Source organism: Brevibacterium sp., from assembly GCF_052105255.1.
Classification (GTDB): Bacteria; Actinomycetota; Actinomycetes; order Actinomycetales; family Brevibacteriaceae; genus Brevibacterium; species Brevibacterium linens_B.
On record NZ_JBQDYQ010000030.1, the window covers coordinates 14,331 to 40,831 of the forward strand.

Genomic DNA, 26,501 nt, shown 5'->3' on the forward strand with positions numbered 1-26,501 from the left:
GCGAGCGTCCCTCACCGTTGCTCTTACTTCCCCGCGCTGCCGGCTATCCGCCCCGTCGCTCTCGTATCTCCCCGGTGCGCCGGGTGGAGATGCCACGACTCATGAGAGGTGCGCCTTTCGACCAGGTACTCGAGCTAGACTACGACCATGGTCCGCCCGCTGAACCCCCGAGAAGCCAGCGTCGCGCTGCGCATGATCCGCTCGGCGACGCCGTCCCCCGACGAAGCAGATTATGCCGACTTCACTCCTGAGCAACGGCAAGGTTGGGATCCACCCGAGCCCATCTCGAACGAACAGCGTCAGATCTGGGAGGGTCGCCTCGGCGAGGTGATGGTCACCAGCCACTGCGACTGTGGAACCTGTCCAAGCGTGGGAATGCGTCCGCAGGATCGCCTCGACGATGAGCACCGCAATGATCAGGGCGGAGACGGGGACTGGTCGGATCGCACCGTCCTCACAGCCGGTTCACCAGGGGCGATGCTGCTGCTCTTCATTGACGACGATTCACCCAGCTATCTCGAGCTGGCACCGATCGACGAGGGTCAGAGTTTCACGGATTTCCCCGAACCGGAGACGATCTCATTCTGATCTGCTCCGGTGCGGATAGATTTTCATTGCCTCGCCGAGGCGGCCCTGCCCGACCGTGGAACGTTAGGCTTCGTGGATGGAATACTTCGCGAATCGAGAACGAGCGGAATCCTTCGGCGAGGTCGCCCAGGAGTACGATGCCTTTCGGCCGAAGTACCCTGCCGCGCTCATCTCAGCGATCATGCAATCGGCCGAGACCTTCACCGAGGCAGGCACGCGCGCCCCGCGCATCCTCGACGTCGGTTCCGGCACCGGCATCTTCGCGTCCCAGCTCCGGTCAGCAGGCGCCGAGATCCTCGCCGTCGAACCGGATGACGAGATGGCTGCGGTCGCTCGGTCCAAAGGCCTCGATGTGGACGTCTCGACGTTCGAGGACTGGGATCCGCAGGGCCGGACCTTCGATCTCGTCAGCTTCGGACAGTCCTTCCACTGGGTCGACCCGGCAGTGGCGCTGCCGAAGATCCGCACCCTGCTCCGTCCAGGAGGAAGTCTGGCTCTGGCCTGGAATGACATCAGACCGCAGGGCGAGCTGAAGACCCGACTCAATGCCGTTGTCGCACGGTTCCATGCCGACGGCAGGACCGCGAGTCTCGGTTCGAGAGCGAGCCGGGGCATCGAAGCGAACCAAGAGGCGACGGCGGGCAGCGGCACGACTGAGTCCGTGCCGGCAGTCGAAGCCGTCGAGCACCCGGCTCTCACGCAGCTGCGCGACGCCGGTTTCACCCCGAATGAGACCACTTTCATCGAAGACCTCCATTACCCGAGGCATGAGTGGCTGTCGATGGTCTTCACCTACTCGGCTCAGCTGACGATGGACCCGGTGAAGAGAGCGGTCATGCGCGAAGAGATGTCCGCCGAAATCCCCGGGGACGGGCTCGATGCGCGGAATGAGGCCCTTCTCGTCCTCGCTGGGGCCTGAATATGGGACGCTCATGGGTTCAAAAGCTGCGCGCTCAATGCTGAGCAGTGCCCACCGACTGGGCCGGTCCCACGCGCCACCAGCCCGACACGTAGAGTGAGAAGAGTCTGGTCACCGCTGTCCTGCCCGGGGCCGCGCCCCCGCTGACGCCGCCACCACCCGGTGGAGACGTGCACTCATCCCTTCTGGGACCACCGCGGCCCTCGCCGCAGGCGCAGCGATCTGACCGAACCGAGACCACCCGCATCCGAGAGTCAGGAGCAGTCGTGCAAGCGACACCCGCCGAGGCCACCATCACCGAGATCACGAATCTCATCACCTTCGACACGACGAGTCGGGACACGAACCTCCCGCTCATCGACCACGTCGAAGCCCGCCTCCAGGCCGCCGGCATCGAATCACGCCGGATCCCGAACCCTGAGGGCACGAAGGCGAACCTGCTCGCGACCATCCCCGCAGCCGACGGCACCACGACCGGCGGCATCGTCCTCTCCGGTCACACCGACGTCGTCCCCGTCGACGGCCAGGACTGGTCCTCCGACCCGTTCGCTCCGGAGATCCGCGACGGAAAGTACTTCGCCCGCGGCAGCGCCGACATGAAGTCCTTCATCGGCGTCATCCTCTCCCGCCTCGAAGCGCTCAAATCCGCAAAACTCCGCGAACCCATCCACCTCGCCTTCTCCTATGACGAGGAGATCGGCTGCGTGGGCGCCATCTCCCTCGTCGAGGCCATCACCGAGGAGGGCCTGGCGCCCCGCGGCTGCATCGTCGGCGAACCCTCGAGCATGCGGGTCATCCGCGGCCACAAATCGATGAACGTCTTCCGCGTCGACTTCCATGGCGTCGCCGCCCATTCCTCGCTCACCCCCGAGGGCGTCAATGCCATCGCCTATGCCTCCGAATTCGTCGCCTTCGTTCACGCCGTCGCAGCCGAATTCCGCACCGAAGGGCCCTTCGACGAGGCCTATGTCGTGCCCTTCACCTCGGTCACGGCGAACACGTTCAACGGCGGCATCGCCGTGAACACCATCCCCGCCGAGGCGACAGTCCAGTTCGAGTTCCGTTCGCTCGGTTCCGTGGACCGCGAGTCCCTCATCGAACGCTTCCGCGCCGAAGCCGAGCGCCTCGGTCGAGCCATGGCCGCCGAGAACGAGGCCGCCGGAGTCGACTTCACGATCGAAGCGGAAGCTCCCGGCTGCGAGACTCCGGCCGATGCGGACATCGTCTCGCTCGCCGCGAACTGGGGCGCAATCGCCGCCGATGACAAGGTCACCTACGGCACCGAGGCGGGACTGTTCTCCGAAGCCGGCATCCCGACCGTCGTCTGCGGTCCCGGAGACATCGCTCAGGCTCACGCTCCCGACGAGTTCATCGAACTCGACCAGATCGCCGCCTGCGAATCCTTCATCGACGCCCTCATCGCCGACCTCTCCGAGAGCTGAGGACGCGGATTCAGAGTCGTAGGCTGCACATAGGATCACATACTCAGGCAGGAAGGAATCATGGCAACTGAATTCTCGGTCGGTGACCACGTGGGCTGGAACTCCGAGGCAGGGCAGGTCTCCGGTCATATCACGAAGGTCCACACTGCCGACTTCGACTACAAGGGACACCGTCGCCGCGCCTCGGCAGAGGACCCGCAGTACGAGGTCAAGAGCGACAAGACCGATCACATCGCCGCCCACAAAGGCAGCGCTCTGCACCTCATCGACGACGAATGACGGGACTGGACACGGCGAAATCCCCCGCCGCGTCGGCTGGCCCTGCGGACGCCGCTCTGCCGCGTCTGCTGACAGTCGGGCATTCGAATCGTGAACTGAACGAGTTCATCGAACTGCTCACCGATACCGGCACCGAGGTGGTCGTCGACGTCCGCAAGCTGCCTGGTTCGACGAAGAACCCCTGGTTCAACGCCGACACCCTTGAGAGCAACCTCGCCGAAGTGGGGATCGAATTGCGACGCCTCGAGGGGCTGACCGGTCGCCGACCGGTCAGCCGGACGGTGCCCTTCACCGTCAACGCATGGTGGCAGAACCGCAGCTTCCACAACTATGCCGACCACTGCCTCTCATCGGCATTCCGCACCGACCTCGAAACTCTCATCGGCTGGAGTACAGAGGCGCGCTGCGCGATCATGTGTTCGGAGGCGGTGTGGTGGCGGTGTCACCGGAGGATCATCGCCGATCAGCTGCTCGCCCGGAATCTCCCCGTCGCGCACATCCTCGGCGAAGGTCACATCGATCGGGCCAAGCTGAGCGAGGGTGCCCGGATCGAGGCGGACGGCACCCTCACCTATCCCGCTGACAGCTGACCCTGTCGGCGGCCCGAGTCCGCACCCCGTCCTGAAACACCAGACCGGTCGAAAAACGCCGAGGCGGCACCTGGACTCAGGTGCCGCCTCGGCGGTGGTGTGGTGGGGTCGTTCAGACGCTCACCACGTCCGACTCAATCGGACAAGGGCATCCGGACTGGGACGCCCGGACAAGACCTTCGATCAGGCCTTACCGATGACCTCGAACTTGATCTTCGCGGTGATCTCGTCGCCGACGCGCACAACAGCGCTGTAGCTGCCGGGGGTCTTGACGTGACCGGTCAGGGCGACCTGACGGCGATCGAAGTCGCGTCCGGTCGCGGTCTGCAGGGCCTCGGCCACGAGGGCAGGGGTGACGGCGCCGAAGAGGCGACCGTTCTTGCCGGCCTTCATGTCGATGCGAGCCGTGGTCGACTCGAGTTCGCCTTTGACCTTGATGGCTTCGTCGTGATCGGCGATCTGCTTGGCCTGACGGGCCTTGCGCAGAGACTCGATGTGCTTCTCAGCGCCAGCGGACCAGGCCGAAGCCCAGCCACGAGGCAGAAGCAGGTTGCGTGCGTATCCGGCACGAACCTCGACGACGTCGCCGGCGGCACCGAGGCCGTCGACTTCCTGGTTCAGAATCACTTTGCGGTTAGGCATGTCTGTCTCCCTCCGATCAGCGAGCTGAGCTCGAGTAGGGCAGAAGTGCCATCTCGCGGGCGTTCTTGACGGCCTTTGCGATGACGCGCTGTTCCTGCACGGTCACACCGGTGACGCGACGTGCACGGATCTTGCCGCGGTCGGAAATGAACTTACGGAGCGTAGCGGTGTCCTTGTAGTGGATGTTCGCCGCTTCGCCCTTCTTGAGCGGATTAGCCTTCTTCTTGATAGGCTTCCGGATCTCTGGCTTTGCCATGAGTATCTCCTGTTAACGAATGTCTCGAAATGTCTTCAGACGTGGATCAGAACGGGGGTTCATCGGCGCCGGGGTTGCCCCAGCCGCCGTTGCCGCTCTGCGGGTTCGATGATGCCCACGGGTCATTGGCGGGTGCGTTGTTGCCGCCCTGGCTGTAACCGCCCTGGCGCTGTCCACCCTGCTGGCCGCCCTGCTGAGGGTTGTTGCCCCAACCGGAGGACTGCTGGTTGCCGAAGCCGCCCTGCTGGCCGCCTCCGCCCTGGCCTCCACCGAAGCCGCCGCCACCGCCGAAGTTTCCTCCGCCGCTGGGGTTGTTCTTCGTCACCTGGGCGGTGGCGCGTCGCAGGCTGGGGCCGACTTCGTCGACGTCCAGCTCCATGACTGTGCGCTTCTCGCCTTCCTTGGTTTCGAAGGACCGGGACTTCAGTCGGCCCTGAACGACGACCCGTGTACCGCGCTGCAGAGATTCGGCGACGTTCTCTCCCATTTCACGCCACACCGAGCAGCGCAGGAACAGGGTCTCCCCGTCCTTGAACTCGTTGGCCTGACGGTCGAAGATGCGCGGCGTCGAGGCCACGGTGAAGTTTGCGACTGCCGCACCGTTCGGTGTGAAGCGCAGTTCGGGATCGCTGGTGAGGTTCCCGACGACCGTGATGACTGTTTCGCCTGCCATTGAATCTCCTTGAAGCGAGGTAGCTTAAGATGCCTTACTTGGCGTCCGGGCGGAGGATCTTCGTGCGCAGAACGGACTCGTTGAGTCCGAGCTGACGATCGAGTTCCTTAGTCGTTGCAGGCTCGGCGTGGAAGTCAACCACGACGTAGTAGCCTTCGGACTTCTTCTGGATCTCGTACGCGAAGCGACGACGTCCCCAGATGTCCACGTTGTCGACAGTGCCGTTCTCAGCCGGGACAACCTTGATCAGGTTGTTCACGGTGTCAGCCAGCGTCCGCTCTTCGAGGTCGTTATCAAGAATGAGCATGAGCTCGTACTTACGCATATGTCACCCACCTCCTCTGGTCTTTGCGGCCATGGTCGGTCCATGGCAGGAGGGTATATGCACGCCCGCTCCCGGTCCCGTGATGGTCACGAAATGGGAACAGACCTCACTAGTCTAATCGACCAGTGCGCTGGCTGTCATGTTCATCCGCGTGGTCTTCCTTACCTCGCCGAGGCGGCGCTGCAGTGACCGTGGCACCGCGGATACCGCGGCGGTAGAGGTTCTCACCGGCCATGATCACGACGAGGACGAGGGCGAGGAGGCGGAGCAGGGTGAAGAGGGCGACGAAGGTGGGGTCGAGTCCCTTGTCTGCTTCGAAGCCGGAGACATCTCCGAGTTGGATGCTGATCGCGAAGACCGCCTCGGCGAGAGTCCAGACGATGAGCACCCACCAGCGGCGGATGGACAGGGCGATGAAGGGCAGCAGCCACAGACTGTCCCACGGCATGAGGCCCGGTGCCAGCAGCAGGCAGGCGCCGATGAGCAGGCAGGCGGCCACTGCCGGGTCGAGGCCGGTGCGGCGGACCATGTAGAGGGAGACGGTGACGGCGAGGACCACTCCGGCGCTGACGATGATCCACAGCGGTGCCCAGACGGAGACGTCGCCGAGTTCGGCCATGACCAGGATCGAGGCGAAGGATCCGCCGTCGACGGCATCGGAGTGCCAATGGAGGATCCGGTCGATCGCGGTCAGGTCGACGACGAGCAGCAGCGCCGAGGTGATCGTGGCCGCGGCGAGCATCATCCGCGGATTGCGCGGCTTCAGTCCCCGGGCCGGATTCGGTCCGGCCAGGGTCAGGGCCACGAGGACGAGGAGGGCGAGCGGATTGATGAACGTCGCGATGCCCAGCAGCACACCGGCCAACCATCCGCGCGGGCGCAGCGGAGGCGTTCCGACGAAGAGGACCACAGCCCACACCGCCAGAGCCAGCGCGAGCGGGTCGAGAGTCGAGCCGAGCGTGAAGAGGATGAGCGGGGAGGAGAAGACCGCGACCAGCCACCCGCGGAAGCGGGCGAGGACGAGGAGTCCGGCGCCGAGTGCCGCGATGCCTGCGGTGTTGAGCAGGAGCACGCCGACCATGAACAGGGAGACGTCGTCGGTGAACAGGTGGAACAGATCGACCAGGCGAGCTTCCAGCGGGGCCAAGGCCGCCGCTCCGTCGTGTGCCCGGCCGAGCACCTCGGGGTTGGTGTCACCGAGGAACGCCGTGGACAGGGGTCCTGCGCACATCCTCGCCGAGGCGGACGGCTGTTCGTATCCCGAGCTCAGACACGGGCCCTGCAGAGCCAGGGCGAGGAAGGTGGTGATGCCGAGGACCGCGGCCAGCGCGGTCGCCTGCGCGCTGCGGAATCGGCGGCCCGCGACACCGAGGTGAATGCCGACCGGACCGCCGAGCAGAGGCTCGGCGATCCGGGTGCTGGACTTCGAGGGCATGACTCGAGGTTACCGGTCAGCCGGTGACATCACCGGAACCCAGGTCGCCTTCGCTGTCATTGGAGTTGCCGCCGTTGCCCGATCCACCGCCCGACTTGTCGTCGTTGTCGTCGTCGGCTTTATCAGTTCCGTCGCCGCCGTTTCCATCGGCACCATCTCCGTCATCCGGATCATCGTTGGCAGCGGGCGACTCACCGCCGTCATTAGCGTCGGCATCAGACTCGGTGCCGTCGGTGTCGGCCTCGGCGTCTTCTTCCTTGCCCTTCTCGTCTCCGTCGGAGTCCTTGTCTTCGTCGTCCGGTTCCTTGGTCGGTTCCTCGATCGGAGCCTTGGTCTTCGGAGCCTCGTCCTCCCCGTCGCTGCCGTCGTTGCTGCCCGACGGGGCCTTCGGTTCGGGCTTGGGAGCGACCGGCTCGTTCGTGTTCGACGGCTTGGGCTTGTCGGGCAGTTCGCCGCGGGCCGGGAACTGCTCGACCTTCTCACCCTGGAGGGCCTGCTTCATGTAGTCCGTCCAGACCTGCACCGGGAACGAACCACCCGTGACCTCGCTGCGGCCGCCATATGCGCCGATGGACAGCTGTTTGCCGTCGACCTCTCGGTAGAGGACGACCGAGGTCGCAAGGTTCGGGGTGTAACCGGAGAACCAGGCAGCCTTGTTCTCGTCCGTCGTACCGGTCTTGCCAGCGGCGGGACGACCGAGGTTCTGGGCGTAGCTGCCCGAACCGCCCTGGACGACCTGGCTCAGAGCATACGAGGTCTCAGCACCAACTGCCTTGTCGAAGACGCGCTTGCCCTTGGTGTCTGCCTTGTACACTTCCTTGTCCTCGGAACCCTGAGTGACCGTCTTGATCGCGTGGGTCTCGTGGTGGACTCCGTTGGCGGCGAAGGTCGCGTAGGCGTTGGCCATATCGAGGGGCTTGACGCTGGGCACACCGAGGACGGTCGATGGGTTCGCCTCGCTCATGTCCAGAGTGCACTGCCCGGTGTCGCCGGTCTCCACCTGCTTTTCCGTGCAGGCAGGACTGACTCCCGCACGTTCGGCGACATCGATCGTCTTGTCCGTGCCCACCTGAACATTCAGTGCGGCATAGGCGGTGTTGATCGACGACTGGGTGGCCTTGAGCAGGCTCACGGGTCCGTAACTCGTGTTTCCGAAGTTCGGCACCAGCCAAGGCTCACCGTTGTTGTCGATCGACGTCGGGCTGTTACCCGGATAGGTGTCCGTCAACCGCACACCGTTCTCCAGCCCTGCAACGAGGGCGAACGGCTTGAATGTCGAACCGGCCTGCACATGGCTCTGAGTCGACGCATTGAACGCCTGGTCCAGGTAGTTCTTGCCCCCGTAGAAGGCTTCGATTCCGCCGTTGTCCGGATCGATCGAGACAAGCCCGGCCTGCATGCCTTCGGGCTGATCCTGCGGGAGCGCCTTGATGGCCTGCTCGGCCGCCTTCATTCGGTCCTTGTCGAAGGTGGTGACGATGTTGTAGCCGCCGCGGTCGAGCTGAGCCTCGTCGATGTCGAGCTTCGCCAGGGCCTCACGGCGGACGAAGTCCCACATGTAGCCCTTCTGGCCCGACAGCGAGGACTCCTTGTTCTGCTTCTGCACCTTCGGCATCTCGACCTTCGCGGCCTGCTCCTCGGTGATGAACCCCTCGTCGACCATCGACTTGACCACGTAGTCGAAGCGGTCCTCATAAGCCCCGGGGTTCTCCGAGGGATCGGCGGCACCGGGGCGCTGGATCATCGCGGCAAGCAGAGCGGATTCGCTGACGTTGAGTTCCGAAGCAGGCTTGTCGAAGTAGTTCTGTGCGGCCACCTCGACGCCATAGGAGCGCCTGCCGAGGTAGATGGTGTTGAGGTAGTTCGCGAGGATCTCGTCCTTCGACTGCTGCTGGTCGATCTTGAGCGAGATGAACATCTCCTTGACCTTGCGATCAAGCGAGTGCTCGTTCGTCAGGTAGAAGTTCTTCACGTACTGCTGGGTGATCGTCGAACCGCCACCCGCGTACTGGTTCGTGACCACACCGACGACGGCGCGGGAGAGACCCTTGATCGAGATGCCGCGGTTCTCGTAGAACGAGGTGTCCTCGGCGGCGATCGCGGCCTTCTGCATCGGTTCGGAGATCTCGTCGATGTCCACCGACTTGCGGTCCTCGACCTTGTACTGACCGATCGGCGTCTTGCCGTCGTTGTAGTAGATCGTCGAGGTCTGACCGGTGGCCTCGAGGTTGGGCTCGGGGATGTCCGTTGCGGCATACCCGACGGCGAATGCCACGCACAGGGCGATGACGAGGCTGAGCCCGCCGACGACGAGTATGCGAATGCTCGGCAGGAAGCGAGTCCATCCGCTCACACCCGCTCTGGGGTAGTTGAGCAGATTCTTCGTATTCCTGCCGATGTTCTTGGCTGTGTGTTGTCCCTTAGCCACCCAAGGTCCTCCAGGTCAGTCAGCCTGCCGCAATGCGTGGCGACGAGGTCCGAAAAAGGTCAAAGACGCCAATCAGTTTCGCACGCATTCATTAGTAGAGGATGAAAAAGTGCTGAGCCTGAGGCCCTGCAGACTTGCAAGGTTACCGAATAGTTCTCAGAGTAACCCTGCATTCGGCATCTCACCAGGCATTTTAATTCACGACTGGAGAATCAACTATGTCGGATGCGTGTTTGCTCACATTCAACAGTCCACCGGCTTGAACGAGCGCAGCCTCGCGCTCAGCTCTTGAGGTCGAAGTCCGTATCGGCGTACTCGGTGCCCTCCACAGCGGGTTCGCCGCTGAACGGATGCAGCTGGTCCTCGCGGGCCCGCAGCTCGACGCGGCGGATCTTGCCGGAGATCGTCTTCGGCAGCTCGGCGAACTCGAGTCGGCGGATGCGCTTGTACGGAGCCAGATTCTCACGGCAGTAGGAGAGGATCGAACGCGCTGTATCGGCGTCCGCCTCGAACTTGCTCGAGACGACGACATACGCCTTGGGCACGGCCAGTCGCAACGGGTCCGGCGAGGGCACGACGGCCGCCTCGGCGACGGCCTCGTGCTCGATGAGCACGCTTTCGAGCTCGAAGGGAGAGAGTCGGTAGTCGCTGGCCTTGAACACATCGTCGGCGCGACCGACATACGTGATGTAGCCGTCCTCATCCCGGGACGCCACGTCACCGGTGTGGTAGACGCCGCCGTCGAAGGCCTCTGCGGTCTTCTCCGGGTTGCTCCAGTATCCGGTGGTCAGGCCGATGGGTCGGGGATCGAGGCGCAGGCAGATCTCACCCTCGTTGCCTTCCTCACCGGTCGCTGGGTCGATGAGCACGACATCGAATCCGGGCAGGGCCTTGCCCATCGAACCGTATTTGAGCTCCTGATCGGGAGAGTTGCCGATCTGCAGCGTCGACTCGGTCTGGCCGAACCCGTCGCGGATGAGCACGCCCCATTCGCTGTGGACGCGGTCGATGATCTCGGGATTGAGGGGCTCGCCGGCGCCGAGGGCCTTCGACGGGGGATTCTTCAGGTGGCTGAGGTCGGCCTGGATGAGCATGCGCCACACGGTCGGCGGGGCACAGAAGCTCGTTACTCCCACACGGTCCATGGTCTCCATGAGGGCGTTGGCGTCGAAGCGCGAGTAGTTATAGAGAAAGACACAGGCCTCGGCGATCCACGGGGTGAAGATGTTCGACCAGGCGTGCTTGGCCCACCCGGGCGAGGCGACGTTGAGGTGGACGTCGCCGGGTGTCAGGCCCATCCAGTACATCGTCGACAGGTGGCCCACCGGGTAGGAGACGTGGGTGTGGGCGACCATCTTCGCCTTCGAGGTGGTGCCCGAGGTGAAGTAGAGGAGCATCAGGTCATCGGCGCGCGAGCTGCCCTGAGGGTCGAATTCGGTGCTCTCGTCCTCGGCGTCGGCATAGCTGTAGTCCTGCTGGCGGGTCGGCTCCCCGCCGACGACGATGCGGACGACTTCGACATCGACGTCATCGAACTTCGCGGCATCCTCGGCGCCGGCGACGACGAACTCGGCCCGACCGCGCTCGGCCCGGTCGGTGAGGTCGATGGGGCCCAGCTGTGTCGTGGCGGGCATGAGCACGGCACCGAGCTTGATGCCGGCGAGCATCGTCTCCCACAGCTCGACCTGGTTGTTCAGCATGACCATGACGTGGTCGCCGCGCTTGACCCCGGCCCGGCGGAGATGATTCGCCACCTGGTTCGACCGGGCAGAGAGCTCCGCGAAGCTCCACTTGCCCTCAGTTCCATCCTGCTCGACGATCCACAGGGCCGGCTTGTCGTTGTTCACGGCGATCTTGTCGAACCAGTCGAGTGCGAAGTTGAAGTGTGTGAAACGCGGCCATTCGAATTGTTCGCGGGCGGCCTCGTAGTCGCTGCGGAGCTCGATCAGCTTGTCTCGGGACGCACGGAACTCCTCGGTCACTGTCATTGTGGTCTCCTCACCTATCGCCACCGTCACAGCCTGTGACGTCACACACAAATCTAACCAATAATGAAGCTACCAGCACTGATCAGCCGATGGGCAGGCGGGGGTCGATCACTGACCGTGAGCTTCCCACCATTTCCGCAGTTCAGCCTCGGCGCGTTCGGGGCCGAGTGGCCCGTGCTCCATCCGCAGCTCGAGCAGATGCTTGTAGGCCTTGCCCACCAGCGGCGATGGTTCGATGTCGAGGATCGCCATGATCTGCTTGCCGTCGAGATCCGGACGGATCGCATCGAGCTCCTCCTGTTTCGCCAGGGCTTCGATGCGCTCTTCCAGATCGTCATAGGCGAACGCCAGCCTGTCGGCTTTGCGTTTGTTGCGGGTGGTCACGTCCGCGCGGGTGAGGATGTGCAGCCGCGAGAGCAGCCGCCCGGCATCCGTGACATAGCGGCGCACCGCCGAATCCGTCCACCCGGCATCGCCGTAGCCGTAGAAGCGCAGATGCAGTTCGACGAGGCGGCCGACCGCCTTCGTCGTGTCCTTGTCGAAGCGCAGCGCCTTCATCCGCTTGGCCGTGAGCTTCGCACCCACCGCATCGTGATGGTAGAAGGTCACAGCACCACCGGGCTGGAAGCGCCGAGTGGCGGGTTTGCCGACATCGTGCATGAGCGCCGCGAAGCGGACGACGAAGTCCGGCACCCGCAGGCGCTGCGGATCGTCGTCGGCCATTCCGGCCTCCTCCTGGGCCGCGGCATACCGGCCCTCGAGTTCGACGGCCTGACGCAGCACGGTCAGCGAATGCTGGTAGACGTCCTTGTGTCGATGATGCTCGTCGGTCTCAAGCTGCAGTCCGGACACTTCGGGGAGGACGTGATCGGCGATGCCGGTGCGCACCAGCAGGTCGATTCCGGCGACCGGATCGATGCCGGTGATGAGCTTGACGAGTTCGACCTGGACGCGTTCGGCGGAGATGATCTCGATCCGATCGGCCATCGCCGTCATCGCCTCTTCCACCTCAGCCACGGGATCGAGCCCGAGCTGGGAGGTGAACCGAGCCGCGCGCATCATCCGCAGAGGATCATCGGAGAACGAGTCAGCTGCCGTACCGGGGGTGCGGATGCGACCGGCGATGAGGTCGTCGAATCCCTGATGCGGGTCGACGAAGGTCTTCGAGGGCAGACGGATCGCCATCGCCCCGATCGTGAAGTCGCGGCGGACGAGGTCGTCGTCGAGGTCAGTGCCGAAGGCGACCACCGGTTTGCGCGAATCCTCTTCGTAGGCTTCGGCGCGGTAGGTCGTGATCTCGATCTGCACCCCGGACTTCACGGCCCCGATGGTGCCGAATTCGCGCCCGATGTCCCAGTGCGTGTCGACCCAGTCGGAGATCAGTCCGAGGATGTCATCGGGATGGGCGTCGGTGGTGAAGTCGAGGTCGGGCATAGGCCGGCCGAGCAGCGCGTCACGGACGGAACCGCCGACGAGGGCGAGTTCGAAACCGGCTGAGGAGAACCTCTGACCCAGCGGGCCGAGGATGTGCTCGAGTTCGTCGAGCTTGTCGTGCAGTCGGTTGTGCGCGGTCTGCGGATCCACCGAGCTCCTTCGGTTCTTCAGATTTCTGCTCTTGCCCAGGGGAACTCACCTCCCGCATCCAGGCGCGAGTTCCGGTCTCCATAAGCCTACCGGGAGGCGATGACACGAAACTTCCAAGCTTCGCCTACTAAGGTAGGAGAATGACCACACCGATGCCCAAGCCGGGACCCCGCACGTCCCGCCGCACCACAGTGGAGGAGATCTCCGCCGGTGGCATCGTTGTCGACTTCTCTCACCCGTTGCTGGCCGTGGCCGTCATCGCCCGAATCAATCGCGCCGGACGGATCGAATGGTGCCTGCCCAAGGGACATCTCGAGGGAACGGAGACCCCCGCCGAGGCCGCCCGCCGTGAGGTCGAAGAGGAGACCGGGATCGCCGGGCAGATCATCTGCCCGCTGGGCACCGTCGACTACTGGTTCACCGTGACCGGAATCCGGATCCACAAACTCGTCCACCATTTCCTGCTGCGCGCACAGTCGGGGACTCTGACCGTGGATAATGATCCTGACCAAGAAGCGATCGATGCGGCGTGGGTGCCCTTCAATGACCTGCGTTCACGACTCTCCTTCGCCAATGAGCGCCGAATCGTCGCCGCCGCCCGACCGATGGTGTCCCGACTGGAGCAGTGAAACCCATTCCCATCCGCCGACTGCGATTCCTCACCGCCCTGCTGAGCACGCTCCTGCTGCTCGCAGGGCCGGTTTTCGCGTACTCGCTGATCACAGCCACCCCGGCCGCTGCCAGCACCGAGGCGAGCACCGATGCGAACAAGGACGAGGTTTCGATCACCCTCGATGAGGTGACTCCCTGGGTCGATGACAAAGGCACGCTGACCGTGCGGGGAACGATCTCGAACACGACGAGGGAGGCAGTCGAGAAGCCGAGCCTGAGTCTGCAGATGTCGACCCGCAAGCTCGATTCCGAATCCGATTTGAGTTCCTGGAAGCAGGGTCAGGCACGGCACCGCACCGTCGCCGATCTCGAACATGATGGCCCCGACGCCAGGAATAAGACGCAGAAGGACAACGACACCGATGACTCTTCGGGAAGCACCCTCGACACCTCGTTCGACGACACCATCGATCCCGGCGCCACCGCAGAGTTCACGTTCCGTGTGCCCGCCGATGGCCTCGATCTGAGCACGTCCTCACCCGTGAGCACGTGGGGGCCACGGGGGCTGGCGGTCCAGCTCGGCGACGAGACCGGTCTGCGCGCCTCTGCCCTCGGCTTCACCACGTGGTACCCGGAGCCGCAGTTCGATCAGACGAAGATCAGCCCGCTCGCTCCCGTCACCCTGCCCGGTCACTCCGAAGGCGGACTCATCCCCGCCGACAGGCTCGATGCCGCCGTCGCCGAAGGCGGCTCGCTCGATATGATCGCGAAGCTGCTGGAACACGAAGAGCTCGCTCTGGCGATCGATCCGCGAGTCATCGTCTCTTTCGAAGCCGCGATTGCCGAATCTCCGTCCGCCGACTCACCGGAGGAGATCGAGGGCCCCGACACGGGCGACGGCGAAGAGACCCAGTCGCCGCTGGTCGGGGCACCCGAGAACGACGATGCCGATTCCAGCGGTGCCGAGCTCGGAGCCGCAGAAGACCAGCGCAAGCGTCTCGACTCCTGGTATCAGGACTTCGTGGACGCGGCACAGAAGCACACGGTCGTCGCTCTGCCCTATGGCGATCCCGACCTCAGTGCGCTGCGCGGGACGAAGATCGACCGATTGAGCTCCTTCGCTCAGAAGCAGCGCACGATCGTCACAGATGTCTTCCCCGATGCCCGCACGGACATCGCTTGGCCCGTAGCAGGAAGCGCGACGAAGAACGGGCTGCGAGCGCTGAAGAAGTCGGGCAATTCCACCGCGATCATCAGCGATGCTCAGCAGCCCTCGATCACCGGCATCCACGATGATGCGCATTCGCAGACGACGATCACCGATGACGGGGAGTCGACGATCGACACCCTCATCTCCGATTCGAAGCTCACGGACATGAGCGCCGAGGTCATCGCCGAGGACAAGCCCGCCGGGCTCCTGTCCGAACTCGTCGCTAAGTCCGCGGTCATCCAATCCGAGGCCCCCTACCGTTCCCGGAGCCTGTTCGTTCCGCTCCCACGCGCGGCCGCCTCGGCGAATTGGGAGCAGACCGTCGAGGAACTGAGCTCGGCACCGTGGATCGCCCCCACCGGGGTCGATGAGATCCTCGACTCCGACACCGAGGAACGCGGACTGCTGCGGTCGGATTCCGACGCTCCGCACATCCGGAAGAAGGCCGTGAAGTCCCTGGCCGAGACCCGGGCGAATCAAGAGGACTTCAACAGCGTCTTCAGCGACCGTGACAGCGCCGATATCCGACTCGACCGCGAGCTTCTCACCTGCACCTCGGCGGCGTGGGCCCTGGGCCGGAATGCGAACATCTGCGCCGGTCAGGCCCGCGAGCAGAGCGAGAAGCTCATGGACAGTCTCCGCCTGCGCAAGGGATCGTCCGTCCTCCTCGTCACCGGTGATAAGACGACGATTCCGGTGACGATCGTCAATGATTCCCCCGCCGAGGCGACCCTCAGGATCAGGATGAAGCCGAAGACTCCGCAGCTGCGGGCCCAGGAGACGGAGACCGTGAAGGTGCCCGCCGCGGAGACGATGCGTGTGGATGTGCCCGTCGAAGGCCTAGCCAACGCCGATGTGCCGACGACGATCGAGATGGTCACCGCCGACGAGGTGGTCCTGCCCGAGCAGGAATCACTCATGGTTCGGGTGCGCGCCGATTGGGAGAACATCGGCACCGCTGTGATCGGGTTGGGCCTGGCCGTCGTGTTCGTGATCGGGTTGATCAAGACCATTTCGCGGGGGCGCCCGAAGATCCCCGAACAGCAGCTGGCCGACGCGATGGCCCGTGCCACGACCAACGAGAACGAAAAGAGGTAGAGCGTGTCCAGCTTCTCATCCCTGGCCCGGTCCTCGGCGATTATGACCGCCGGCACCATGACCTCGCGTGCACTCGGCTTCGTCAAGGCCTCGATGCTGGCCACTGCGATCGGTGTCACTGCGGTGCAGGCCGATGCCTTCGACATCGCGAACAAGGTGCCGAATACGCTCTACATGCTGCTGGCCGGGGGTGTGGTCAATGCCGTGCTCGTCCCGCAGATCGTGCGTGCCTCCAAGCGGGAAGACGGCGGTGCGGACTTCACGAACCGGCTGCTGACCCTGTCGTTCCTGCTCCTCGCGGGCGTGAGCATCATCGCCACCGCTGCGGCGCCGCTGCTCGTGTGGCTCTACTCGTCGGGGTGGAGCGATGAGCAGATGGCCCTGGCCACCGCCTTCGCCTTCTGGTGTCTGCCCCAGCTGTTCTTCTACGGCCTCTACACGCTGCTGGGCCAGGTGCTCAATGCGAAGTCGTCGTTCGGCCCCTACATGTGGGCGCCTGTGCTCAACAACGTCGTGGCAATCGCCGGACTCGCTGCCTTCATCCTCATCTTCGGCACGAACAACGCCTCACCACACGATCTCGACACGTGGACCCCGGACAAGATCGCCCTCATCGCAGGCACGGCCACTCTCGGCGTCGCGGCTCAGGCACTCATCCTCATCTGGCCGCTCAAGCGCATCGGCTTCAAGTACAAGCCGACGTTCGGGTTCCGCGGGGTCGGACTCGGCTCGGCCGGCAAGGTCGCCTTCTGGACGTTCTCGGCCATGCTCATCGGCCAGATCGGCTTCCTCGTCATCTCCCGTGTCGCCTCGGGGGCATCGATCCCCGGCGACGGAAACGCCTCGAACGCCGCATATACGACCGCGTACCTCGTGTTCATGCTCCCGCATTCGCTCATTGCGGTCTCTCTGGCCACAGCTCTGTTCACCTCCCTGGCCAAGGACGCGGCGAACGATGACACCGAAGCCGTCGTCAGCGACTTCTCCATGGGTGTGCGGATGGTCGGGTTCGTCAATTCCTTCGCCGCAGTGGCCTTCATCGTCCTCGCCACGCCGGTCGCGATGATCATCGCCGGTGAGGGACGGGAACAGGCCACAGCCATCGGTCTGGTCATCATCACGATGGTCTTCGGTCTCATTCCCTTCAGCGCGAATTATCTCGCGCAGAGGGTCTTCTATGCCTACGAGGACGCGAAGACTCCATTCCTCATCCAGCTGCCGCAGATCATCTTCCAGTCCCTGGCGGTGCTCTCGGCCACGATCTTCCCGAAGTCGGTGACGGTGGCGATCATCGGTCTCGTCATGAGCCTCGGATATCTCATGGCCATGATCATCTCGTTCGCGGTCCTGAAGAAGCGCCTCGGAGCCATCGATCTGCGTGAAATCCTCACGTCGCATCTCAAGTTCCTCCTCGCCGCGATCATTGCCGGTGGAGCAGGTTTCGGTCTGCTCTACTTCATCCCGGACTTCGCCTTGGCAGGACGCTGGCAGGCGTTCATCACAACGGCTGTCGTCGGCACCGTGATGCTCCTGTTCTTCATCGGAGCTTGTTATTTGTTCAGAGTCAGAGAGTTGCATTCGATTATTGGCGTGGTTGCTGGAAAACTAAGAAAAACAGCCTGAGCCCTGTCAATCCCCACCGGAGGTGGTCGCCCTGATCGATATCGAACCCGGCATGGTGGTGGCCGGCCGTTATGTCGTATCGACCGTCGACCGCCGGTGGCTTCCCGAGAAACCCGAGGTCGGTGCCGTCTGCACAGGTCTCGATGCGATCCTCGACGAGCCCGTGCTCATCCTCGTCGCCGATGCCGATGGCTCCAACGACGTTCTCGAAGCCGCCCGTCGCGTATCGATCCTCGGTGACCCGCGCATCGCACCGACGCTCGACGTCGGTCATTCCAACGGGCTGGACTACATCGTCATCAAGCGCATCGCGGTGACGCCGTTCAACCAGATCCTGCCGCGTTCGCCGCTGCCCGTCGATGCCGCGTGCGCGCTCATCGGAGAGGTCGGATCGGCCCTCGTGACTTCGGCCAGGCGGGGCCTGTTCCATATGTTCCTGCGGCCGAGCGTGGTCGGTCTGACCTCGAAGGGTGCGGTAGTCATCGCGGGCATCGGCATCGATGCGGCACTGGCGCTGGACACCGGGCTCGTCGAGCAGAAGGACTACACTCCGACGCAGGCGTTACGGCGGGACGCCCTGGCTCTCGTTCAGCTCTTCTATGCGGCTCTGACCGGGTTCTGGCCCGGTGAGGAGCCATTCGACGGCATTCCTCCTGCAGAGAAGGAGAATGCCCGGATCGCCCGGGCGCAGGCGCTCAACCCCGACGTCCCTGACAAACTCGATGATTTCGTCAGCGGCATCATCACAGGTTCGGATCCCGGCCCGGGTTCGGTCGCCGAAGTCCTCGGCTACATCGACTCCTGGGATCCCGAACTGCTGCGCTACGTCAATCGTGCTCCTGTCGCAGAGAACGAGCACCTGTTCGATCAGGCGCCGCGCAGCTTCGATGAAGCCACCAGCCTGCCCACACCTCGTTCGAAGACCATCGGGCCCGGTCCTGACGGTTCGGCCAGCGCGAGTGAAGATCAGGTGCAGGCCGCCCTCGTGCGTATCGGCATCACCCGTCCCGGCACTCGGGGGCTGGCTGCCGGAGTGGTCGGACGCACCACGGGCCGGTATGCCGACCGGATGCAGATGCGCGAAGCCTCGAGTTTCCCGATCGCCAAGGAGCAGCTCGACAGCGCCGCCAAGGACTGGGTGGAATGGCAGCCGGAGCAGACGTATTCGGAGTATTCGGAGTACGCAGAGCACGAATACGACGAGAACCTCACAACCCCGATCATGAGTCGCGAAGACGATTCGGATCCTGATACTCAGGCGCTTGAGATCGTCCCCGACAACGATGACGAGGGTGATGAGAACGATACCCGCGTGATCATGGACAACGACAACGACGAGGACGAGGACGACGGCTCTTGGTTCCTCGGCGGCATGTTCGAAACCAACGAACAGCAGCGCGAGCATCAGCGACGTGAGTATGAACGGGAACGTCGGATTGCGAAGGCCAAGGAGGACGAGGCACGCAGGCGTCTTGCCGCCCTCGAGGCGAGTTCGAGCGCCCGTGAGCAGGAAGCCAATGCTGCGGCTCCGCCGAAGGAGATGCGTCGGCTGTCCCCGGACGCCGTTGATGATCGCAGTGCAGTGGATGATCAGCGCGCCGTCGGTGAGCCCACCACCGAGGCGGCCGGGAGCTCCTCGTCGGTCCGCCCGGCCGAGCGCAAGGCAGGGAAACCCCGCCAGCAGCACAGCGATTCCACCAATGCAGCACAGGCTGCGTCTGCCAAGAACCGAACCAAGGCCGCCGGGGCAGCACCAGGCGTTGCCGACGCAGCAGTCGTTGCCGGCGCAGGCAGCGGTGCAGCGAATTCGTCCAGTTCAGCGGGTGCGAGCTCCGCACCCGCTGTTGCCGCGGCGGCGGCAGGAGATGCTGGCGCCGGTGGTGCTGGCGGCAGTTCGGGAGGAACAGGTCCCGACGAGCGTGATCCCGCGGCCACTCGGAAGCCGTTCCTGTGGCTGGTTCTCGCTCTCTCGGTAGTGGCCGCAATCGTGCTCGGCATCGTCATCATCGGATTCAACTCCGGAGACGAGGAGTCCAACCCGGTGTCCGAAACTTCGGCACCGAGCGAGCAGCCGACGAAGACGGAAGAGAAGAAAACTCCGAAGGCCGATCCGCCGAAGATCGAGAACGTCGAATCTCTCGATCCCGAGGGCGATGGTTCGGAACACGACAGTGAGACCGCGAATGTCATTCCCAAGACCGAAGGGTCCTGGAACACCGACCGGTACAACTCGGCGAGCTTCGGCAATCTCAAATCGGGTCTCGGTCTGCTCTTCGAGTTCGAAGACAAGACCACCATCAGCAAGGTCAAGGTGGCATCGGGGAATTCGGGCGGCAAGTTCGAGATCCGCGACGGAGACGACCCGGAGAACGCAGAAGTCATCGGCGAAGGCGTCTTCGATGCCGACGGCGCTGTCACCGTGAACTTCGATGAGGAGGTCGAGACCGACAAGCTCATCCTCTGGATCACCGAACTGCCACAGACCGACGGCGGCTTCAAGGCCACCATCAGCTCCGTGAGGTTCTTCTGATCCGACCGGTGCGGAATAGTCCTCGGCACCGTACCGTTATAGATACGAATGTCATTGAGTGCGCCACTTGGCGGCGCTCCGCGCACAGCAGATAGAAGCAGGGATCTTTTCACATGACTGATACTCAACTGGTGATCATCGGATCAGGGCCGGCCGGTTATACCGCAGCCGTCTACGCGGCCCGCGCGAACCTCTCACCGGTCGTCATCGCCGGCTCGGTTACAGCGGGCGGCGAGCTGATGAACACCACCGATGTCGAGAACTATCCCGGATTCCCTGCCGGTGTGCAGGGACCGGAACTCATGGAAAACATGCGTGAGCAGGCCGAGAAGTTCGGCGCCGAGGTCGTCTACGACGACGTCGAGTCCCTCAAGCTCAACCCGGGTGCTCATGAGATCCAGACCGCGCTGGGCTCGCGTTACACGGCAAAGGCCGTCATCCTTGCCACCGGTTCGGCATACCGTGAGCTCGGCCTGCCCAACGAGAAGAAGCTCTCCGGTCACGGAGTCAGCTGGTGCGCCACGTGTGATGGATTCTTCTTCCGCGATCAGCACATCGCTGTCATCGGCGGTGGCGACTCCGCTCTCGAGGAGGCGACCTTCCTCACCCGCTTCGCATCCAAGGTCACTCTGGTTCACCGCCGGCAGGAGCTGCGTGCTTCGCAGGCCATGCAGGATCGTGCGAACGCCGATGAGAAGCTCGAGTTCCTGCTCGACTCCGAAGTCGCCGAAATCCATGGTGAGGACTCGCTCACCGGTCTGACCATCCGAAACACCGTCACAGGGGAGACCTCCGTGCTGCCCGTGACCGGCATGTTCGTGGCCATCGGCTCCGACCCGCGCACCAGTCTGTTCGCCGATCAGCTCGAGATGCGCGCCGACGGATACCTCAGCGTCGATGGGCGCACGTCGAAGACGTCGGTCGACGGTGTCTTCGCGGCCGGCGATGTCATCGATTCCGTCTACCGGCAGGCGATCACTGCGGCCGGCTCGGGGTGTTCGGCGGCACTCGACGCCGAACACTACCTCGCCGATCTCGAAGCGGCCTCCAAGCCTGCTGTGGCCGAACCTGCACCAGCGGAAACAGTCGTCGCTTCCTGATCTCGGATCGACCGCTCGTATCGCTGCTCTCCCGGGCAGGACAGGACCGTGCAGGTTCACCGGGGAATGAAAGACCCAGTTCCACTGTTCCGCTAGAGACAATCGTTGTGAAGGAAGGTTACTCATGTCGACAGAAGTCACTGACGCAACGTTCGAAGAGAACGTACTGAAGTCCGACAAGCCCGTGCTCGTCGATTTCTGGGCTCCTTGGTGCGGCCCCTGCCGTATGGTCAGCCCCATCGTCGACCAGATCGCTGAAGAGCACGCAGACAAGCTCAACGTGGTCAAGGTCAATACCGACGAGAACCTCGAGACCGCGAGCACCTACGGAATCACGTCGATTCCGGCGCTCTACGTCTTCAAGGACGGCGAGGTCGCTAAGACCATCATCGGCGCACGTCCGAAGCCAGCCCTCGAGGATGAGCTCTCCGACTTCATCTGATCGAGTTCTAAGGCGCCTGTTGTACTATCAACAGGCGCCTTAGGCATTTCCGCGCGCCGCCCGACACCCTCGAACCGCATCACCGAAGATTGGCACCGCATTGACGAACACGAACTTACCGCGCTATTCGCGCGGCGACATTTCCGAGATGCTGCCGAATATCAAGACTCAAATGGCCCGTTTGGGCCTCCACGTCGGAGATGCCGAGACCGCGGATTTCGATCGAGCCTTTGAGCTCGGTGTCAGACAGTTCCAACAGGACCGAGGGATCTTGTGTGACGGAGTTCTGGGCCCTGAGACGTTTTCAGAGCTCGAGCAGGCTCGATATCAGCTCGGCGACCGCGTGCTCCGTTTCGACCCTGTCAGAGTGCTGACGGGCGATGACGTCGTCGACCTCCAGACCAAGCTGGCGGGACTGGGCTTCTATCCGGGCCGCATAGACGCACAGTACGCAGCTCTCACCGACACGGCCGTCAAAGAGCTCCAGATGAGCCTGGGCACCAAAGTCGATGGTGTGACCGGTCCGCAGACCCTGCGGGGACTCAACGCGATCGACCGCAATCAGGACACCGGCAATCTGTTCGCCCTCCAGGAGCAAGCACGCGTAGCTGCTTCGGGAACATCTCTCGTCGGCCGTACCTTTGTCATCGAAGCGGCAACTACAGTTGTAGATTTTCAGAATCTGCCCATGACCGACGAGCAGTCGGCCCTCGAACGCCACATTACTCTCGATATAGCAAGTCGTCTTGTTGGACGTCTAGAAGCGATCGGTGCAGGAGCGATTCTCCTGGAAGGCGATGCGGTTGAGATCAATCGAGCAGATTCGCTCGGCGCCTCGGCAGTGGTCACCGTGACCGCGGATGTCAGCAAGTCCAAGGACGCTAACGGAATAGCAACATTCTTCTTCGGGCACGAGCGTCAGTCTGATCTGAACTCTCCGACGGGGCAGAAACTCGCGGAGCTCATCCAAGCCGAAGTCGTCGCACGGACTGGGATGCTGGACTGTCGGACCCATGCACGCACCTGGTCGTCACTCAAGCGGCTGAAGACTCCCAAGGTTCATGTCGTCAGCGGTTATCTCACCAATTCCGATGATCTCGAGAGCCTGCAAGATCCGCACGTTCGCGATGCCATTGCGGATGGGATCGCTGCCGCTCTCCAACGCCTGTACATCCTCGAGGACAAAGACCCACAGACCGGGACACTCAGTCTCGATGCCATCAAGGCTCTGAACTAGACTCCACATAACCACGATCGGTTGTATCGCGCCGTGCTCCACCAATGGAGCACGGCGCATTTCATTCTCCGAAAGTCTTGACGTCCAATGAAGCAGCACCGTTCAGTCATTGCTCTGAGCCGATTGCTCGACGATCAAGGCATACCAACGCCGAGGAGGCGGACACGCATTAAGAGGAGTGGCGACGCATCGACAAGAACACGAACGTGGCGAAATTGCTCCTCGATTCAGGAGAGCATTACTCGGTTCAACCCGGCCCAGGGACGAAGTACGTACAAGACGTCCGAACAGGAGAGTGGATGGCCTACCAATAGGCAAAGAAGCTGATGGCATGCCCACTGACAAAGACGCTACCGCTCACTGCCTCTGAACACTTGTTTCACGTGAAACGGTGTTGTCCGCAGCCAGGAACCAGGTGAGGAATTCCACCGGCAGACATCTTTACCACTTTTCCACCGCGTATACTCATGCCACGCGGACGCGAATCCGCGAATCTCGGTGCGGACGGATCGCTTCGCTCGTCTACATTAGGCAGCCATGCTTTTGATTTGCATGATTCACTCAACTCCCACATCACACGCAGTAGCTCCAGGAGCAAGTCCTCGCTCGTCGACACGCTCCCGAAGTCCAACGCCTTGCAGCGAGACCATCGTTGTTGTCTCCGATCGATGAAGGCGGTGAGCTCTGGCTTCACGTGAAACGATCCGAGCGACAGATGCTAAGTCCAATCTCTCGTCAATCTGTCAGGACACAGTAAAGACAACTGCAACACTCGACGTGTTCCGGGCCTCGGTGATTGCCAGGCGACAACGTGAAAATGATCGCGCAACACAGTAGTCTTCTTTGTCTCATCCGTATTCCCGCGCCGGCAGCAACCAAATTGGGTACTGGGCACGTTCAGAGAGCGTACGGCTCGCGATTGATCGAGAACTGCAGCCGGCTCGAAAACACGGGCAGAGGTCAGCGACTGCTTGATACAGCCCAATCCACAAAGAGGGATGTTTCACGTGAAACCGAGTCGTAGCGTAGTTCCCGAGGCGTACGATTGCAAGAGCAGCGAGACACACCTGGACATGACTCTGACTCGCTCAACTCGTCCACGCTGACAAATGTCGCCTTCAGCAACCGGTCGGGCGATAGGGCACAAGAGTCGTGACTGACAACAACGAGCGCATACCGAGCGATCGTTAGTGTTTCACGTGAAACGCTTCAGAGCCAACTCACCTGGAGCTGAGGCACCAACGACCTGTAAGACATGTGCGCATGCTCATTCACACTGCATTCCGCTGTCAAAGCGGAGCGAAGATTCTACGCGCTAACCGCCTGGCCGGCTGTAGTGGGCCATCTCTATTTGAAAACGACCCTCAGAACACGCGTTGCAACAAGGTCAATACCCTCGCAGCGCTGCGCACCGCCACCGGCAGTAGGTCGACAACGCTGTTTGGGACGCCAGAGATCTAGGGTGCAGGCCACCCGATGACGCTCAGGCATAGGGATCGAGTTGAGAACCCTACAACTGCAAGTCTGCTCTTGCGCAAGAGTGCAAACGCTACTTTCCAGTTACTCGAAAATACAGCGGTCTTCTGCTGCTCACTGGTCGGGAGAGGTCAAACTGACGGTCTAACCATTAGGTTTCACGTGAAACCATCGATATCATCCGGCGCCGCCAATAGAGCGTTGGACTGGCGCGCTAGTGTCCCAGACGTTGATGGGCAATAAAGTTCCGCAGAAGTCACCACGAACTCGTCGACACACGGCGGCGCATCATGTTTCATGTGAAACGTGCCGGTCAACAGCATCACCTTAGCCATCGGCTACAGTCGCCCATACAACGCGATGACGAGAACTTGTCCACTGCCGACCTCCGGCCATGCCCATTTGCAAGTCGCGGATGCCGCCCTGGGCCACTCAACCGAGATCAGACAAGGTATCGAAACTCCACGTTGGCCTCGACAAGGGGCAGCAGGATATAGCAGTTTGCAAGGGGCGTTCCGCCACCTCAATGGCCTCCACCAAGTGCGCCGGTCGGTGAGAGTACCGCAAAGCTGGTCGTTGGCACCTGAGCGCTCGTCCCGCTGCAGGTGACGGTGGCAGCGACCGCTAGCCGAGCCGCTACCCTTAGGTTTCACGTGAAACCGATGCTCAAATTGGTGCCACAACTGAAGATTCGCGCGGCATTGCGACTTTCAGAGATTGATAGAGCAGAATAGACCCCCGACCAGAACCTCGTCGTGTTTCACGTGAAACGGTGCAGCATGAATTTTCGAACACTGGATGTGCACCGATCGACCTGAGAGGTCCGTTGCTTTACGCGAGCTTGTTCAGTCGTACGCTTCATAGATTCGTCTGCTGCCGGCGCAACTCAGTCCTGCACGGCACATGGGGTCGAGGCACAACCGACTAGCCATGCCTGAAATACCGGTCCTGAAGGTATTCGCCACAGGCGAGGACAACAAGACACAGACCCAGGCAATTGGCGGCCCCTATTTTTTCGGCGCCGAACTTAACAGATCATCCAGCGCCGAAGGCCAACACCGCCGAGTCCGAAAGCTCTCACCTCAGCCAAGAAATACAATACAAAATCGAAATCGATGTTCCACGTGAAACGATCCGCGCCACGGATTACTAATCGACTCGACCCGGCAATCCGGTATACCTTGAAGCTAACACAATCGCATCATCCAAAGTGTGCCGCCATCTCAATGCAGCTATAGGTACTGAGCGTCGAGTGATAGTGATCAGCAGATACAAAAATGGCCCCCACGTTCACTCCCGCGGGGGCCATGTCTGCTCACAGTTCTATGTTCAGAGTGCTTGCTCGTTTGAGATACCCAACAGACCAAGGATACGATCGAGATCCTCATGGTTCGCGAACTCCACGCTCAGTTTGCCCTTGCGCTTACCTACGGAGATGTTCACCTTGGTGTCGAGACGATCACCGAGACGTTCTGCGACCGCAAGGAACTCCGGCGCCACCTTCGTCGTTGCACGTGAAACATTGATCGAATCACCACGATTGAGCAAAACGACTGCCTCCTCCGAAGCCCTGACGGACAGGCCCTCGGCAACGATGCGCTGAGCAAGCACTTCCATGTGTTCCGGATCCCGCAGGCCCAGGATGGCTCGGGCATGACCGGCAGAAATCACGCCGGCAGCTACGCGGCGCTGCACCAGGGGAGGCAAGCGAAGAAGTCGCAGAGTGTTGGAAATCTGAGGACGCGAACGTCCAATGCGCTCTGAGAGTTCTTCCTGAGTGCACCCGAAATCCTCAAGCAGCTGTCCGTATGCCGCAGCCTCTTCGAGGGGGTTGAGTTCCGCTCTGTGCAGATTCTCCAGAAGCGCGTCGCGTAGGAGATCTGTATCCTCGACGTACCGGATGATTGCCGGAATCGTCGATAGACCAGCATCCTTCGTCGCTCGAAGACGACGCTCGCCCATAATGAGTTCGAACCGCGAACGGTCGCTGGGCTTCTGCCTGACGACGACAGGCTGAAGGACCC

General features: G+C 62.5%; 21 protein-coding genes. 12 read left to right on the forward strand and 9 right to left on the reverse strand.

From position 1 onward, the window contains the following. The first annotated feature begins 147 nt into the window (after nt 1-147). From ACTIIH_RS09810 to ACTIIH_RS09830, 5 genes are all read left to right on the forward strand, one after another. On the forward strand, nt 148-588 hold the full coding sequence (locus ACTIIH_RS09810; protein ID WP_441451611.1) for a hypothetical protein: 441 nt from the start codon (nt 148-150) through the stop codon (nt 586-588). 76 nt (nt 589-664) lie between these two features. Next, the gene (locus ACTIIH_RS09815) at nt 665-1,507 is read left to right on the forward strand and encodes a class I SAM-dependent methyltransferase (RefSeq protein ID WP_441451612.1); all 843 of its coding nucleotides are present in this window, start codon (nt 665-667) and stop codon (nt 1,505-1,507) included. Nucleotides 1,508-1,773: 266 nt separating this feature from the next. Beyond that, on the forward strand, nt 1,774-2,949 hold the full coding sequence (argE, locus tag ACTIIH_RS09820) for an acetylornithine deacetylase (protein ID WP_441451613.1): 1,176 nt from the start codon (nt 1,774-1,776) through the stop codon (nt 2,947-2,949). A 60-nt stretch (nt 2,950-3,009) separates the two neighbouring features. Further along, entirely contained in the window at nt 3,010-3,228 is a 219-nt protein-coding gene (locus ACTIIH_RS09825; RefSeq protein WP_101546501.1) for a DUF2945 domain-containing protein, read from the forward strand. Continuing rightward, nucleotides 3,225-3,818, forward strand: a complete 594-nt coding sequence (locus tag ACTIIH_RS09830; RefSeq protein WP_441451614.1) for a DUF488 domain-containing protein — start codon at nt 3,225-3,227, stop codon at nt 3,816-3,818. The genes ACTIIH_RS09825 and ACTIIH_RS09830 overlap by 4 nt, the downstream gene beginning before the upstream one ends. 183 nt (nt 3,819-4,001) lie before the next feature. Here the strand turns inward: ACTIIH_RS09830 and rplI are convergent, their stop codons facing one another. The 8 genes from rplI to ACTIIH_RS09870 form a co-directional block, all read right to left on the reverse strand. Then, the gene (gene rplI / locus ACTIIH_RS09835; protein WP_441451615.1) at nt 4,002-4,460 is read right to left on the reverse strand and encodes a 50S ribosomal protein L9; all 459 of its coding nucleotides are present in this window, start codon (nt 4,458-4,460) and stop codon (nt 4,002-4,004) included. Between the two features lie 16 nt (nt 4,461-4,476). Then, nucleotides 4,477-4,716 (reverse strand): 30S ribosomal protein S18, encoded by a 240-nt coding sequence (gene rpsR, locus ACTIIH_RS09840; protein WP_025779604.1) that lies wholly within the window; start codon nt 4,714-4,716, stop codon nt 4,477-4,479. 46 nt (nt 4,717-4,762) lie between these two features. Further along, nucleotides 4,763-5,389 (reverse strand): single-stranded DNA-binding protein, encoded by a 627-nt coding sequence (locus tag ACTIIH_RS09845; protein WP_025779603.1) that lies wholly within the window; start codon nt 5,387-5,389, stop codon nt 4,763-4,765. Between the two features lie 34 nt (nt 5,390-5,423). After that, entirely contained in the window at nt 5,424-5,714 is a 291-nt protein-coding gene (gene rpsF / locus ACTIIH_RS09850) for a 30S ribosomal protein S6 (RefSeq protein WP_025779601.1), read from the reverse strand. A 109-nt stretch (nt 5,715-5,823) separates the two neighbouring features. Beyond that, a complete protein-coding gene (locus ACTIIH_RS09855; RefSeq protein WP_441451616.1) occupies nt 5,824-7,149 on the reverse strand; it encodes a hypothetical protein in 1,326 nt (441 codons plus the stop codon). Nucleotides 7,150-7,165: 16 nt separating this feature from the next. Then, entirely contained in the window at nt 7,166-9,577 is a 2,412-nt protein-coding gene (locus tag ACTIIH_RS09860; RefSeq protein ID WP_441451617.1) for a transglycosylase domain-containing protein, read from the reverse strand. Between the two features lie 281 nt (nt 9,578-9,858). After that, nucleotides 9,859-11,565: an AMP-binding protein gene (locus tag ACTIIH_RS09865; protein WP_441451618.1), complete on the reverse strand. Its 1,707-nt coding sequence runs from the start codon at nt 11,563-11,565 to the stop codon at nt 9,859-9,861. Nucleotides 11,566-11,673: 108 nt separating this feature from the next. Further along, the gene (locus ACTIIH_RS09870; protein ID WP_441451619.1) at nt 11,674-13,149 is read right to left on the reverse strand and encodes a CCA tRNA nucleotidyltransferase; all 1,476 of its coding nucleotides are present in this window, start codon (nt 13,147-13,149) and stop codon (nt 11,674-11,676) included. A 140-nt stretch (nt 13,150-13,289) separates the two neighbouring features. Here ACTIIH_RS09870 and ACTIIH_RS09875 point away from each other — a divergent pair, with 140 nt between their 5' ends. From ACTIIH_RS09875 to ACTIIH_RS09905, 7 genes are all read left to right on the forward strand, one after another. Then, complete coding sequence (locus ACTIIH_RS09875; RefSeq protein WP_135808011.1) at nt 13,290-13,778, forward strand: NUDIX domain-containing protein; 489 nt, start codon at nt 13,290-13,292, stop codon at nt 13,776-13,778. Next, complete coding sequence (locus ACTIIH_RS09880) at nt 13,775-16,069, forward strand: DUF6049 family protein (RefSeq protein WP_441451620.1); 2,295 nt, start codon at nt 13,775-13,777, stop codon at nt 16,067-16,069. Before ACTIIH_RS09875 ends, ACTIIH_RS09880 begins: the two co-directional genes overlap by 4 nt. Nucleotides 16,070-16,072: 3 nt before the next feature. Then, complete coding sequence (gene murJ, locus ACTIIH_RS09885) at nt 16,073-17,692, forward strand: murein biosynthesis integral membrane protein MurJ (protein ID WP_441451621.1); 1,620 nt, start codon at nt 16,073-16,075, stop codon at nt 17,690-17,692. A gap of 22 nt (nt 17,693-17,714) precedes the next feature. Continuing rightward, complete coding sequence (locus ACTIIH_RS09890) at nt 17,715-20,222, forward strand: virulence factor MviN (RefSeq protein WP_441451622.1); 2,508 nt, start codon at nt 17,715-17,717, stop codon at nt 20,220-20,222. Between the two features lie 113 nt (nt 20,223-20,335). Next, nucleotides 20,336-21,322: a thioredoxin-disulfide reductase gene (gene trxB / locus ACTIIH_RS09895; protein WP_441451623.1), complete on the forward strand. Its 987-nt coding sequence runs from the start codon at nt 20,336-20,338 to the stop codon at nt 21,320-21,322. A gap of 124 nt (nt 21,323-21,446) precedes the next feature. Next, nucleotides 21,447-21,764 (forward strand): thioredoxin, encoded by a 318-nt coding sequence (gene trxA / locus ACTIIH_RS09900; RefSeq protein WP_025779581.1) that lies wholly within the window; start codon nt 21,447-21,449, stop codon nt 21,762-21,764. A 100-nt stretch (nt 21,765-21,864) separates the two neighbouring features. Next, the gene (locus ACTIIH_RS09905; RefSeq protein ID WP_441451624.1) at nt 21,865-23,001 is read left to right on the forward strand and encodes a peptidoglycan-binding protein; all 1,137 of its coding nucleotides are present in this window, start codon (nt 21,865-21,867) and stop codon (nt 22,999-23,001) included. A gap of 2,805 nt (nt 23,002-25,806) precedes the next feature. On the opposite strand, the gene ACTIIH_RS09910 is transcribed toward ACTIIH_RS09905, so the two are convergent. After that, on the reverse strand, nt 25,807-26,501 hold a 695-nt coding region (locus tag ACTIIH_RS09910), incomplete at its 5' end, for a ParB/RepB/Spo0J family partition protein (RefSeq protein ID WP_441451625.1).